The 13,265-nt window shown below is 72.2% G+C and carries 13 protein-coding genes; 10 read left to right on the forward strand and 3 right to left on the reverse strand.

All coding sequences use genetic code 11. From position 1 onward, the window contains the following. Together ACWEPF_RS38345 and ACWEPF_RS38350 are read left to right on the forward strand one after the other, a co-directional pair. Positions 1–1,018: dihydrolipoamide acetyltransferase family protein (locus tag ACWEPF_RS38345; RefSeq protein ID WP_452176292.1), on the forward strand; the 1,018-nt coding region annotated here is incomplete at its 5' end. A 278-nt stretch (positions 1,019–1,296) separates the two neighbouring features. Beyond that, complete coding sequence (locus ACWEPF_RS38350; protein ID WP_452176293.1) at positions 1,297–2,727, forward strand: globin domain-containing protein; 1,431 nt, start codon at positions 1,297–1,299, stop codon at positions 2,725–2,727. Positions 2,728–2,743: 16 nt separating this feature from the next. Here the strand turns inward: ACWEPF_RS38350 and ACWEPF_RS38355 are convergent, their stop codons facing one another. Then, on the reverse strand, positions 2,744–3,283 hold the full coding sequence (locus ACWEPF_RS38355) for an NUDIX hydrolase (protein ID WP_345288876.1): 540 nt from the start codon (positions 3,281–3,283) through the stop codon (positions 2,744–2,746). Between the two features lie 391 nt (positions 3,284–3,674). Between ACWEPF_RS38355 and ACWEPF_RS38360 the strand changes: the two genes are divergently transcribed. Beyond that, the gene (locus ACWEPF_RS38360; RefSeq protein WP_452176294.1) at positions 3,675–4,433 is read left to right on the forward strand and encodes an IclR family transcriptional regulator; all 759 of its coding nucleotides are present in this window, start codon (positions 3,675–3,677) and stop codon (positions 4,431–4,433) included. Between the two features lie 177 nt (positions 4,434–4,610). After that, a complete protein-coding gene (locus ACWEPF_RS38365; protein WP_345288878.1) occupies positions 4,611–5,036 on the forward strand; it encodes an SsgA family sporulation/cell division regulator in 426 nt (141 codons plus the stop codon). A gap of 73 nt (positions 5,037–5,109) precedes the next feature. On the opposite strand, the gene ACWEPF_RS38370 is transcribed toward ACWEPF_RS38365, so the two are convergent. Further along, positions 5,110–5,487: a phage holin family protein gene (locus ACWEPF_RS38370; protein WP_345288879.1), complete on the reverse strand. Its 378-nt coding sequence runs from the start codon at positions 5,485–5,487 to the stop codon at positions 5,110–5,112. 89 nt (positions 5,488–5,576) lie between these two features. Between ACWEPF_RS38370 and ACWEPF_RS38375 the strand changes: the two genes are divergently transcribed. From ACWEPF_RS38375 to thiC, 4 genes are all read left to right on the forward strand, one after another. Further along, positions 5,577–5,894, forward strand: a complete 318-nt coding sequence (locus ACWEPF_RS38375; RefSeq protein WP_345288880.1) for a cupin domain-containing protein — start codon at positions 5,577–5,579, stop codon at positions 5,892–5,894. Between the two features lie 67 nt (positions 5,895–5,961). Next, complete coding sequence (gene tenA / locus ACWEPF_RS38380; protein ID WP_345288881.1) at positions 5,962–6,624, forward strand: thiaminase II; 663 nt, start codon at positions 5,962–5,964, stop codon at positions 6,622–6,624. Positions 6,625–6,794: 170 nt separating this feature from the next. Next, positions 6,795–6,995 (forward strand): DUF5326 family protein, encoded by a 201-nt coding sequence (locus tag ACWEPF_RS38385; protein WP_452176295.1) that lies wholly within the window; start codon positions 6,795–6,797, stop codon positions 6,993–6,995. Positions 6,996–7,324: 329 nt separating this feature from the next. Next, a complete protein-coding gene (gene thiC / locus ACWEPF_RS38390; protein WP_452176296.1) occupies positions 7,325–9,151 on the forward strand; it encodes a phosphomethylpyrimidine synthase ThiC in 1,827 nt (608 codons plus the stop codon). A 107-nt stretch (positions 9,152–9,258) separates the two neighbouring features. On the opposite strand, the gene ACWEPF_RS38395 is transcribed toward thiC, so the two are convergent. Then, a complete protein-coding gene (locus ACWEPF_RS38395; protein ID WP_452176297.1) occupies positions 9,259–10,350 on the reverse strand; it encodes a helix-turn-helix transcriptional regulator in 1,092 nt (363 codons plus the stop codon). A gap of 491 nt (positions 10,351–10,841) precedes the next feature. On the opposite strand from ACWEPF_RS38395, the gene ACWEPF_RS38400 reads away from it, so the two are divergent. Both ACWEPF_RS38400 and ACWEPF_RS38405 read left to right on the forward strand, forming a co-directional pair. After that, complete coding sequence (locus ACWEPF_RS38400; protein WP_452176298.1) at positions 10,842–11,840, forward strand: aspartyl/asparaginyl beta-hydroxylase domain-containing protein; 999 nt, start codon at positions 10,842–10,844, stop codon at positions 11,838–11,840. A 61-nt stretch (positions 11,841–11,901) separates the two neighbouring features. Then, positions 11,902–13,092 (forward strand): GNAT family N-acetyltransferase, encoded by a 1,191-nt coding sequence (locus ACWEPF_RS38405; RefSeq protein WP_452176299.1) that lies wholly within the window; start codon positions 11,902–11,904, stop codon positions 13,090–13,092. The last annotated feature ends 173 nt before the right edge of the window (positions 13,093–13,265 follow it).

Below are 13,265 nucleotides of genomic sequence, written 5' to 3' on the forward strand. Positions count from 1 at the left end.
ACGAGAGCACGGTGTCGACCGGGGCCCGCCCCGCCAGGTCGGCGAGCACGGACAGCGGGTACCCGGTGATGCCGACGTGGCGGACCAGCCCCTCCGGCTGGCTCCGGCTGCTGCCCCGGCGCCCGTCGCGGTGGCACCGGCGGCCCCGGTGGCACCCGCCGTCGTGGCGGTGATCTCGCCGCTGGTGCGGAGGATCGCCCGCGAGCACGACCTGGACCTGCGGACGGTGGCCGGCTCCGGCCCGGACGGGCTGATCCTGCGGCGGGACGTGGAGCGGGTGCTGACCGCTCCCGCCGCGCCGGTGGCGGCCCAGGTGGCGGCCCCGGTGGCCGAGGGCGTCGTCCCGCTGCGCGGGCTGCGCAAGGCGGTGGCCGAGAAGCTGACCCGCAGTCACCGGGAGATCCCCGCCGCGACCTGCTGGGTGGACGCCGACGCCACCGCCCTGATGGAGCTGCGGGCCGAGCTCAACCGGGCGGCCGGGCCGAAGATCAGCGTGCTGGCCCTGCTGGCCCGGATCTCCACCGCCGCGCTGGCCCGCTTCCCCGAGCTCAACTCCAGCGTGACGCCCGACGGTACCGGCATCGTCCGGCACACCGCCGTGCACCTGGGCTTCGCCGCGCAGAGCGAGCGCGGTCTGGTGGTGCCGGTGGTGAGGGACGCGCACGCGCTCGGGACGGAGCACCTCGGTGCGGAGCTCGCACGGTTGACCGAGGCGGCCCGGGAGGGCCGGATCACCCCGGCCGAGCTGACCGGGGGCACCTTCACCCTCAACAACTACGGGGTCTTCGGGGTGGACGGCTCCACGCCGATCCTCAACCACCCGGAGGCGGCGATGCTCGGCGTCGGCCGCATCACGCCCAAACCCTGGGTCCACAACGGGGAGTTGGCGGTCCGTCAGGTCACCCAGCTCTCCTTCACCTTCGACCACCGGGTCTGCGACGGCGGCACGGCGGGCGGCTTCCTGCGGTTCGTCGCGGACTGCGTGGAGCAGCCGGGGACGCTGCTGCGGCAGCTGTGACGGCCGCTGTGGGTGCGGGAGGGTAGCGCTTCGGGGGCCTTGTGTCCGGGCTTCCGAGGATTTGTCGGATGAGCTTCACGGTCGTGCCACGCTGCTGAGCCTCAGCAACTGGCACGACCGGAAGCGAAACGATTCTCTTGGGCACTCGTCAAATCGCGGTGAAGACAGCCCCGTTGAGGGTCCGGGCGGGGCGCGGCTCGGTCGCGGTGGCCGCCGTACCGGGCATGCCGGAGACGGAACCGGAGCCACCCGCACGGGTGGTGGAGCCGGTCGTTCCGGTGGAGCCGGAACCCCTGGCCGTGGTGGAGCCGGTCGTCCCGGTGGAGCCGGAAGCCCCCGTCGTGGTGGAGCCGGCGGCCCCCGTCGTGGTGGAGCCGGCGGCGCTGGTGATCCCGCCGCGGCCGGTGCACCCGCCGGCGGTGCCGGCCGTGGCGCCCTCCCCGGTGGAGCCGCTGTTCCCGCAGGCCCCGGGCCTCAACTGGGCCGGGCCGGGCGACCACTGGAGCCGGGCCTGGGCGATGGACACCCTGGGCGGCGTCGCCCCGCAGGCGCCGGCCGCCGAGCCCCCGGCCGGTGCGGGGGACCCGCCGACCGCGCGGGACGTCGAACTGATCCGGGCCAGCCTGGCGGTGGTGGAGCCGCTCGCCGACCGGGCCACCGCGCACTTCTACGCGCTGATCTTCGTGCACCACCCCGAGGTCCGGGCGCTCTTCCCGGCCGCCATGGACGTCCAGCGGGACCGGCTGTTCCGCTCGCTGCTGATGGCCGCCCGGAGTGCGGACGACCTGCCGGGCCTGACCGCCTACCTGACCCGGCTGGGCCAGGGGCACCGCAAGTACGGCACCCTGACGGGCCACTACGCCCCGGTCGGCGAGTGCCTGGTGGCCGCGCTGGCCAAGTACTGCGGCCCGAAGTGGGACGCGGAGACCGAGCTGGCCTGGCGCCGGGTCTACGGCCTGGTCGCCACCGTGATGTCGGAGGCGGCCGAGGCGGCGGCCCGCACCTCCCCGCCGTGGTGGCAGGCCGAGGTGGTGGGCCACCGGATGCGCACGCCGGACGTGGCGGAGCTGACGCTCCGTCCGGACCAGGCGTACCCGTACCGGGCCGGGCAGTACACCACCCTGGAGACGCCCTGGTGGCCCCGGGTCTGGCGGCCGTTCTCCTTCGCCACCGCGCCCCGGCCGGACGGGCTGCTGACCCTGCACGTCAAGGCGGTGCAGGCGGGCTGGGTGAGCAACGCGCTGGTGCACCGGGCCGCGCCGGGCGACGTGCTGCGGCTCGGCCCGGCGGCCGGGTCGATGCTGCTGGACCAGGGGGACGGGGCCGACCTGGTCTGCCTGGGCGGCGGCACCGGGATCGCCCCGGTCACCGCGCTGGTGGAGGAGCTGGTCGAGCGCGGCGGGGGCCGGCGGGCGGTGGACGTCTTCTACGGCGCCCGTCGGCAGGACGGCCTGTACGAGCTGGACCGGCTGCGCGAACTGGCCGTCGGGAACCCGTGGCTGACGGTGCATCCGGTGGTCTCCGAGGAGCAGGCCGTCGGTCTGCTGGCGGGGGAGCTGCCGGACGCGGTCTCCCGTTACGGCAGCTGGGCCGGCCGGGACGCGTACCTGAGCGGCCCGGCGGCCATGGTCCGCCGGGGCGCGCGGGCGCTGGCCCGGGCCGGGGTGGCGCCGGGCCGGGTCTTCCACGACCTGGGCGAGGAGGCCTGAGGTGGCCGGCCGCCCGTCAGTGCCGTTCGGCGGCGCCCAGGTCCGGGGCGAGCAGGGCCCGGACGCCCTCCACGTTGGCCGCCAGGTAGGCGCGCAGGCTGGGCGGGACGACGTTCACCGAGGTGACGCCCTCCCGGGTGAAGGGCAGCCGGACGATCTCGTACTCGCCCCGGGGTTCGTCCACCTCGGGGCCGTGGCGGCGGGACGGGTCCATCGCGGTGAGCCGGCAGACGAAGAAGTGCTGGACCTTGACGCCGTGGGGGTGGGCCGGTGAGCCGTCCTCGTGGTGGGAGTGGGCGACCGTGTCCACGAAGGCGGGCACCACGCCCTCGACCTTGCCCCCGAGCTCCTCGTCCACCTCCCGGTGCAGGGCGGCCACCACGGTGCGGTCGGTGTCCTCCACCCCTCCGCCCGGCGTGATCCAGTACGGCCGGGCGCCGGGCCTGGTCCGCTTGATCAGCACGATCGAGGCCGGGCGGTGCGGATCGTCCGGGTCCAGCTCCAGCAGGATCGCCCGCGCGGTGCGCTTCACCACGGGACGGACGGGGCCGGTCATGACCACCTCCGGGAGGGGAGCGTTGTGGCTGAGTCTCCCGCCACCGACCACCGGTGAAACTCGTACAGACGGACGAACGGGACGTCCCGGTTCCGCCGAACGGTTGATTCGGCGTGCCCGGGCGCTTCGAAGCCGCAGCGGGCAGTCAGGCCCTTTGGATCTTCGATAGTAAGGCGGGCGCCGGAGATGCTCCTACCGGAGAGTCACATTCCGCTGGGAGTACCTTGGATTCGAAGGTCAAAAGCCGACATTGCTCACCGGAATGATTGCAGGCATGGGCGCCCTGTGCTGCAATGAGCGCCATTCGGGCACAACTGCACTGAAACCGGGCAGGGGGCAGGGCATGACAGTGGATCAGATCACGGACGCCGCACGGAGCATACGGGGCGCCGTGTCAGCCGCCGGGGGCACCCGGGAGCCGACCCTGATCGCCTCCGTCCAGCGGGCGCTGCGGCTGCTGGAGGCCGTCGGCGAGTACCGCGAGGGCGCCACCGCCAAGCAGCTGGCCCGCGCCGCCGGGCTGCCGCTGGGCACCACGTACCACCTGCTCCGCACCCTGACCCACGAGGGCTACCTGTGCCGGGTGGCCGGCCGGTTCTTCTACGGCGCCTCGGCGGACGGCATCGGCCGGGACGGCGTCCGGCGGGCCGACCGGGCCGACCTGCGCGGCCGGATGGAACAGATCGGCCAGGAGCTGGACACCGCCGTCTACTACGCCGTCTACGAGGACGGCGAGGTCAGGGTGGTCGACGTGGTCGACGCCCCGGCCCGGCCCGCGGTCGAGGAGGTGGCCGACTTCAAGGTCAGCGCCAACGCCCACGCGGTCGGCCAGTGCCTGCTCTCCCAGCTCGGCGAGGAGGACCGCCAGGACCACTTCAGCCGCCACCCGCCGGTCGGGCTCACCCCGTCCACCCTCACCGACCGCACCCTGCTGCTCCGCCGCCTGGCCGCGGCCGAGCCCAGCAGGCCGGTGCTGGAGCGTCAGCAGTACGCGCTCGGCACGGTCTGCGCCGCCGTCCCGATCACCGTCGGCTCGGCCGTCGCCACCATGGCGATCTCCCTCCCGGCGGCCCGCGCCGGGGAGTTGGCCGCGAAGGCCGAGCGGCTCCGTTCGCTGGTCGGGGCGATGTCCCCCTCGTTCGTCCACTGACCCCCTCGGGTGTGTCCGCTCACCATTTGAAAAAGCGCGTCTTGTCCAATTCGTCCCCAAAGCACCACGATGGACCCGGATGGGGACCTTGAGGACCACGACATCGAATCGCATGCCCGGCCAACCGGCGGTCCCCCTCAGCCACCGGACACCGGGCAGAACGAGAGGTACTGGCGCATGCACAGCACGGTCCAGGGCCACGTGGTGATGAACCTCGTGGTCTCGCACGAGCTCTCCTTCCGCATCGTGGTCGACCTCGACTACGACCCCGTGGACCCCTTCGCGGTCCGGTTCACCTTCCACCTCCCCGGTGACGCCCCGGTCACCTGGTACTTCGCCCGTGAGCTGCTGCTGGACGGCATCAGCCGCCCGACCGGCGAGGGGGACGTGCACATCCACCCCGTGGGCGAGGAGCTCTCCGAGGTCTGCATCGTGCTGCACTCCCCGGACGGCGACGCCCGTCTGGTCGCCTCGGCCCCGCCGCTGATCGCCTTCCTGGCCCGGACCGACCGGCTGGTGCCGATGGGCCAGGAGCCGACCGGCAGCGAGCTGGACGAGGAGCTGGCCGCGATCCTGGCCAAGGGCTGCGAGAACCTCGGCTGACGCCGCGGCTCCCGACGGCACGAAGGGCCCACCGCCTCGCCGGCGGTGGGCCCTTCGTGCGTCCGGTGGCGCGTCAGTCGTCGTCGCCGAAGGCCAGGTTGAGGCCCCAGGAGACCAGGCTGATGATCAGCGAGCCGAGCAGCGCGGCCCAGAACCCGTCCACGTGGAAGTCCAGGCTCAGCTTGTCCGAGGCCCAGGAGGTCAGCCAGAGCATCAGGGCGTTGATCACGAAGGTGATCAGCCCCAGGGTCAGGATGAACAGCGGCAGCGAGAACAGCTTGACCAGCGGCTTGATCAGGAAGTTCACCACCCCGAAGACCAGGGCGACCAGGATCACCGTCACGGTCTTGCTCTGCCAGTCGTCCCCGGACAGCGTGATGCCGGACACGATCCAGGCGGCCACCCAGATGGCGGCCGCGTTGATCAGCGTCTTGATGACGAAGTTCTTCATGGTCCCGAGCCTGGCAGGCCGCCGGGTCAGGCGGAAGCTCTCCGGCCGCATGTTGTTCAATGTGGCCATCACAACAGGAGGGTGGCCCCGTGAAGGTCTTCCGGCTGGACCGGCTCGACGCCGAGCGCACCGAGGGCGGCGGCGCCTACCTGCGCTTCCTGAAGGAGCGTCACATGTCCGCCGGGCTCTACGCGCTCTCCCCCGGCGAGACCGACACCCAGACCGCGCACGCCCAGGACGAGCTCTACCAGGTGATCAGCGGCCGGGCCGAGCTCACCGTCGGCGGCGAGACCACCACCGTCGGCCGGGGCAGCGTGGTCTACGTCCCGGCGGGGACGCCGCACCGCTTCCACCACGTCACCGAGGAGCTCCGGGTGCTGGTGGTGTTCTCCCCGCCGGAGGACTGACGGGCCGTCCGGAACGCTCCGGGTAGGGTCGGCCGAGGCCCGACCCCGTACGGCAGGAGCAGCAGCGATGACCTTCACCGAGGACCTCTGGTCGGCGATCGAGCCGATCCACGCCGAGATCCTGGCGCACCCCTTCATCTCCGGACTGACCGACGGCACCCTGCCGCGGGACGCCTTCCGCCACTTCGTGGTCCAGGACTCGCACTACCTGCGGGACTACGCCCGGGCGCTGGCCGTCTGCGCCGCCAAGGCCCCCGACGAGGAGGGCGTGCGGGCCTTCGCCGCCGACGCGGTCGGCGCCATCGCCGCCGAGCAGGAGATGCACGCCGACTTCCTCTCCGCCTTCGGCGAGCGAGCCGAGGAGGCCGCCGCCGAGCCGGTCCTGCCCACCACCCGGGCCTACACCAGCTACCTGCTGGCCACCGTCTACGGCGGCTCCTTCGCCGAGGCGGTCGGCGCTGTGCTCCCCTGCTACTGGATCTACGCCCGGGTCGGCGAGCAGCTGCTCGCCTCCTCCTCCCCCGACCCGCTCTACGCCAAGTGGATCGCCACCTACGGGGACGAGGCCTTCCAGTCCGTGGTCCGCCGGGTGCTGGAGCTGACGGACCGTCTGGGCGAGCAGCTCGCCCCGGCCGAGCGGGCCCGGGTGGTGGAGCACTTCGTGACCACCTCGCGCTACGAGTGGATGTTCTGGGACGCCGCCTGGCGTCGGGAGACCTGGCCGGTCTGAGCCCTCCCCGGGTAGGGGGTCGTCCCTCCCGGACCTAGGGGGCATCTCCGGGTTCTCTCCGGGCTCGAACCCCTCGGAAGCAGTGCTCCGGCCCGGTACGTTCTAAGTATCGAAGCAACGGGACGCGACGGACCAGCCGTCACCGGCCCGAGGGGAGAGAAGGAACGGACATGGCTGAGCTCTGGAAGTCGCTGCCCTCGTGGGTGCGCAACATCGTCGTCCCGATCGTCGCGGTGATCCTCGCCTGGAACCTGATCTGGTTCGTCGTCGGTGCGGTGACCTCGCTGCTCGCCTTCCTGTTCAAGGCCCTGGTGGTGGTCGGCGTCGCGGCCGGCGTGGTGATCCTGGTGAAGAAGGCCGCCAAGAGCTGACGGCGGCGCGAACCCGGAACGGCCCGGCCCCTCACGGGGGCCGGGCCGTTCGCCGTGCGGGGCGGAAGTGACGGAAGGCGTCCGGGGAGACGGCGTGACGCCCCTGACCTGTCCGCATGCCGAACAGACCGTCAGGTCCGCTCTGGACCATCCGGGACCTGACCGCTACGGTGATGGACGTCTTGTTGCAGGCAAACCGCCTGTGGACACGGGAGCTCGGAGCACCGGGCTGAGAGGGCGCTGAAAGGTACGTGCGAGCCGCGTACCGACCGCTGCGTCGACCGCAGGAACCTGACCGGGTAATGCCGGCGTAGGGAGATAGAGGTCTCATGACCACGTTCGACGCACAGCAGAAGTCTGCCCCGGCCCAGGTGGAGAGCGCGGTCACCAGCGCCACCACCGGCTACCCGACCCCGGCATGGCGCAAGGCCTACCGCGACGGATCCCGCCCCGACCTGCGGGTGCCGTTCAAGGAGGTCGTCCTCACCAACGGCAAGTCCGTTCCGCTGTACGACACCTCGGGTCCGTACACCGACCCCTCCTACCAGCCCGACGTGCGCCGGGGCCTGCCCGCGCTGCGCGACGCGTGGATCCGCCAGCGCGGCGACGTCGAGGAGTACGAGGGCCGCGAGGCCCGCCCGGAGGACGACGGCATCAAGCACACCTCGCCGCGCGGCGGGAACCTGCGCAACCTGGACGCGGTCTTCCCCGGCCGCCCGCGCCGCCCGCTGCGCGGGCGCGAGGGCGTCGCGGTGACCCAACTCGCCTACGCGAAGCGGGGGATCGTCACTCCGGAGATGGAGTTCGTGGCGCTGCGGGAGGGCATGGACCCGGAGTACGTCCGCTCCGAGGTGGCCCGCGGCCGCGCGGTCATCCCGCTGAACGTGAACCACCCCGAGGTGGAGCCGTCGATCATCGGCACCAACTTCCTGGTGAAGATCAACGCCAACATCGGCAACTCCGCCGTCACCTCCTCGATCGAGGAGGAGGTGGAGAAGATGACCTGGGCCACCCGCTGGGGCGCCGACACCGTCATGGACCTCTCCACCGGGCGGAACATCCACACCACCCGCGAGTGGATCCTGCGCAACTCGCCGGTGCCGATCGGCACCGTGCCGCTGTACCAGGCGCTGGAGAAGGTGGACGGCAAGGCCGAGGAGCTGAGCTGGGAGGTCTACCGGGACACCATCATCGAGCAGTGCGAGCAGGGCGTGGACTACATGACGGTGCACGCCGGCGTGCTGCTCCGCTACGTCCCGCTGACGGCCCGTCGGAAGACCGGCATCGTCTCGCGCGGCGGCTCGATCATGGCGGCCTGGTGCCTGGCGCACCACCAGGAGAACTTCCTCTACACCAACTTCGAGGAGCTCTGCGACATCCTGGCCCGCTACGACGTCACCTTCTCGCTGGGTGACGGCCTGCGGCCGGGCTCCACCGCGGACGCCAACGACGAGGCGCAGTTCGCCGAGCTGCAGACCCTCGGCGAGCTGGGCCGGATCGCCCGCGAGCGGGACGTCCAGGTGATGATCGAGGGCCCCGGCCACGTCGCGATGAACAAGATCAAGGAGAGCATGGATCTCCAGAAGGAGATCTGCGACGAGGCGCCGTTCTACACCCTCGGCCCGCTCACCACGGACGTGGCCCCCGGCTACGACCACATCACCTCGGGCATCGGTGCGGCCATGATCGCCTGGTGGGGCACCGCGATGCTCTGCTACGTCACGCCCAAGGAGCACCTGGGCCTGCCCAACCGGGACGACGTCAAGACCGGCGTGATCACCTACAAGATCGCCGCCCACGCCGCCGACCTGGCCAAGGGCCACCCCGGCGCCTCCGCCTGGGACGACGCGCTCTCCGACGCCCGCTTCGAGTTCCGCTGGGAGGACCAGTTCAACCTGGCCCTCGACCCCGAGACGGCCCGCGCCTTCCACGACGAGACGCTGCCCGCCGAGCCGGCCAAGACCGCGCACTTCTGCTCCATGTGCGGCCCGAAGTTCTGCTCGATGAAGATCTCGCAGAAGATCCGCGACGAGCACGGTGACGGCTCCAGTGCCGTGGCCACCGACTTCGACGCCGAGGCGCTGGCCGGCATGCAGGCCAAGTCCGAGGAGTTCGCCGCGGCCGGCAACCGGGTGTACCTCCCGCTGGCCGACTGACCCGTCGGCACCCGAACCGCGCTGCTCCGGGGGGAGGAGGGGACTCCCCGGGGCGGCGCTCCGGCCGGTGGGGCCACCGGCGTGCCCGGCCGGGCCGCCGGGGCCGGTCAGGCGGGGATGCTCTCGTAGTGCGGCGGGCGGCACGGGTCGGCGAGCAGGTAGCCGTCGGGGGAGACGTTCAGCGGGCCGTCCTCGATCAGGCCGCGCTGGAGCGCGCGGTAGCCGGCCTGGAAGCGGCTGGTGGCGTCGAGCTCCTGCATGATCTCGGCGATGTGCTTGCGGCAGGTGCGCACCGACATGCCGAGCGAGCGGGCGATCACCTCGTCCTTGAGGCCGTCGGCCATCAGCCGGAGCACGGTGCGCTTGGCGCTGCTCAGGCCGGAGTCGGCCGGCCGGTGCGGGCGGTGCGGGGTGAGGAAGGGATTGCTCCAGCGCCAGACCCGTTCGAAGTCGTCGGCGAGCAGCCGGACCAGGGTGGGTTCGCGGATCAGCAGCGCCCGTTCGGGGTGCTCCCGGTCGCCGACGAAGGCCGTCTCCCGGTCGAAGATGATCATTCGGGTGAAGTCCTCCCCGAAGATCCGGACCTCCGCGCCCTTGCGGGTGACCTCGTGGACGTAGTCCCTGGTCGGCCCGGAGAAGGCGGCGGTGTGCTGGTAGATCGTCCGCATCCGCAGGCCGCGCTGGAGCATCGCGAGCGCGCGAGGGGTGGCCTCGACCAGCATCTCGCGCTGGCGCCCGCCGCCGGGCTGGGCGGTCAGGATCTCCTGCCGGCACCGGGCGCTCGCCGCGTCCAGCGCGGTGCGCACCGCGCCCAGGTCCTCCAGCACCTCGATCGAGGTGGTCGACGGCTCGGGTGCGGTGCTGTGCTCCTCGTACACCGGGAGCAGCGCGGTGAGCTCCTCACGGACCCGGGTGATGTCCAACTTCTGTAGCAGGATGGACATTTCGACCGGGGCGATCAGGTTGGTGAGGGCGGTGGAGGGGTGCACCGCGGCCCAGCCGTCGGCCTGGGGCTGGAGCAGGTGCATGGCCACCAGTCCGTCCACCAGGGTGCCGGCCTCGGATTCGGTGACCCCGGCGACCTCGGCGGCCGAGGAGAGGGTGAGGGTGCCGGTCTCCAGGGCCAGCCGGTAGATGGCCACGCTGGTGGAGCTGAGCGATGGCAGGAGCGGGGCGGGTCCGGCGTTCGGCAAGATCACGATGTCAACCTCGTGTGGTGGGGGCGACTCGGTTGCTGGTCGAGGCAGTTCGCATGCTGGTGGGCGAGCTGCGGATTACTGCAACTATCCGTGAGATGGCCGGAGTTGTGTCACCTCCAGGGGAAGCCTTAACACGGCCTTCATACTCCGTGGACGAATCGCAGAGAAATCACCGACTTGAGGTAGTCCGGGGCATGGTGTCCGAGGTCTCCCCTCACCTTGCTGCAGTTCAGGTTCATGCGACCCCGAAGTACTCCCGGATCGGCCCGGGGTTCGCCCAAGCTGATGTTCCAAGCGTTCCCCAACCCGGCGAAAGCGAGGCAGAACATGCGCCCATTCCGTCACTTCCTCCTGCGGCTCGCGGCCCTGGCCGTCGTCGCGGCGGGCACCGTCTCCCTCCTTCCCGGGGACCCGGGCTGGGGCTGACCGGTCGTCAGCCCGGCTGCCCGAACCGTCCGCACACCGAGTCCGGCAAGAGGAGAGAGCACGAGATGACCGACGTGACGGAGCACCAGCCGCATGTGGTGGCAGGCCTGCCGCCCGCAGCCCGGCTGGGGCTCGACTTCGACGTCGACCGACTGGCCGCCGACGTCGCGGAGCTGCGCCGGCGGGCCTGGAGCCTGCAGCGCACCTACGGCGCCGACGGCGTGATCGGTGAGGCGCCGATCGACTGGCGGGTGCTGCCGCTGCGCAGCCCCGGCGGCGACCCGGACCGCACCGACCCGGGTGGCCCCGGGCTGGTGGACTTCGCCCCGACCGAGTGGCTGGCCCAGGCCCCGTACCTGGCCGAGGTGTTGGAGACCATCCCGGCGGAGATCCGCAGCGCCCGGCTGATGGCGCTCGGCCCCGGCGCGGCCTCGGCCGAGCACTACGACAACAAGTACGGCGTCGCCTGGGGCACCGCCCGGGTGCACGTCCCGATCCTCACCCACTCCGAGGCCCGGATGTACATCGCGGGCGAACTCCAGCAGTGGCAGCCGGGCACCTTCTGGTTCGGCGACTTCAGCCGCACCCACAAGGTGGAGAACTCCGGCACCGAGACCCGGGTCCACCTGGTGATCGACACCCTGCCGAGCAAGGAGCTGTTCGCGCTCTTCCCTGACGCGGTGCGAGAGGCGGTCGACCCGGCCGACATCGTCTTCGACCGGGGCCGCAAGCCGCTCACCGAGGCCGAGTCCGAGGCCGTGCTGGTCCGCTTCGACCTGCCCGCCTCGTTCGCCAACTGGGAGGAGGAGGAAGGCGAGTTCCTGCGTCCGCAGGAGCAGCTGGCGGCCGCCGTCGAGCGGGACGGCGAGCACCTGGTGCTGACCCTGGCGGGCAAGCCGGAGTTCCGGCTGGTGCACCTGGACGGCCTGGAGTTCCGCTTCGCGGGCTGGACCGAGGAGCGCACCGTGCAGGTCGTCCCGGACGGCGACACCCCGCGGGTGGTGCTGCGCACCCGCAAGGGCGCCGAGGTGCAGCAGACGGAGCTGGCTGCCCGTCGCGGCTGACCCGCCGTCACGCACGGCTGGGCCACGGGCCGGCCGCCCTCAGAGACAGGACCCCACCGGTATGACACTCACCTCGGCCTTCGCCGACTTCCGGGGCGGACTCCCCGCCGACGACTGGAACACCCTGGCCGCCGACCGGCTCTACTCCTCAGCGGACTGGCTCCGGTTCTGCGCGACCGACATCGGCGGGACCACCACCACCGGCGGGCTGCACGTGGCCGTGGGGGAGGAGGGCACCGCGGCGGTGCCGGTCACCGCCGTCGAGCACGAGCCCAACTCCTTCTACCAGTGGGAGTCCCACCTGGAGCCGCTCGGACTCTCCGGCGGCGGGGCGGCCGGCCTGCTGCTCGGCCAGCGCCGCGGCTACCAGACCCACCTGCTGGCCTCCTCGGGCCTCGGGCGGGACCGGGCCGCCGCGGCGCTGTACGAGCAGATCCAGAAGCTCCGGTCGGACCTGGCCGGATCGGAGCTGTTGCCCTCCGCCGCCGGGGACCGGCCGGTGCCGGCCTTCGGCCTCTTCCTGACCACCGAGGACGTGCTGGCGCTGCGGGCCGCGGGGGCCGCCGGGCCGCCGCTGCTGCTGGCGGCGGACGCCTGGATCCCGATCCCCGAGGGCGGTTGGACGGAGTGGCTGCACGGCCTGCCGTCCAAGCGCCGCACCGACATGGTCCGACGGGACGTCAAGCGCTTCGAGGAGGCGGGCTACCGGATCACCGACTCCACCCTGGGCGAGTCCGCCCGGGTGGCGGCCGAACTGCTGGTCGGCACCCAGGCCCGGTACGGGCACGGCGCCGATCCGGAGGTGCTCACCGAGTCGTTCCGCCGGCAGGCGGCCGCGATGGGTGACGCCGCCCGGGTGGCGTTCTGCGGCCGGGAGGGCGAACCGCCGGTCGGCTTCTGCCTCTACTACGTCTGGGGCGACACCACCTACCTGCGGGCGGCCGGCTTCGACTACGGACGGCTGCAGGACGCCTGCGAGTACTTCAACACCGTCTACTACGCGCCGATCCGGGCTGCGGCTGCGGCCGGCTGCCGCTGGGTGCACGCCGGGATCGAGGCGGCCGACGCCAAGGCCCTGCGCGGTGCCGAGCTGCGGCCGCTCTGGCTGCTCGACCTGGCCGGGGACAGCCCGCTGGCCGCGCACGACGCGACGTTCCGGGCGCACAACGCGGCCGAGCTGGCCAAGCTCACCGGAGCCTCCGGGGCGGTTGCCAAGGCGCTGGTGGGCGAGAGCTTCGCCCCGTTCTGCTGACCTGCGGTCACCCTTTCACCTCCGTTTCCGAACTCGCCCGATGGGATCGTCATGCCCTCCGAACTCCCGCGCCGGACCCAGGCGTTGGTCATCTCGCCGGACTTCGGCCGATTCTGGCTCGGCCAGGCGCTGGCCAATCTGGCGGGCAAGGGCATCACCCTGCTGATCCCGCT

Source organism: Kitasatospora sp. NPDC004289, from assembly GCF_053602875.1.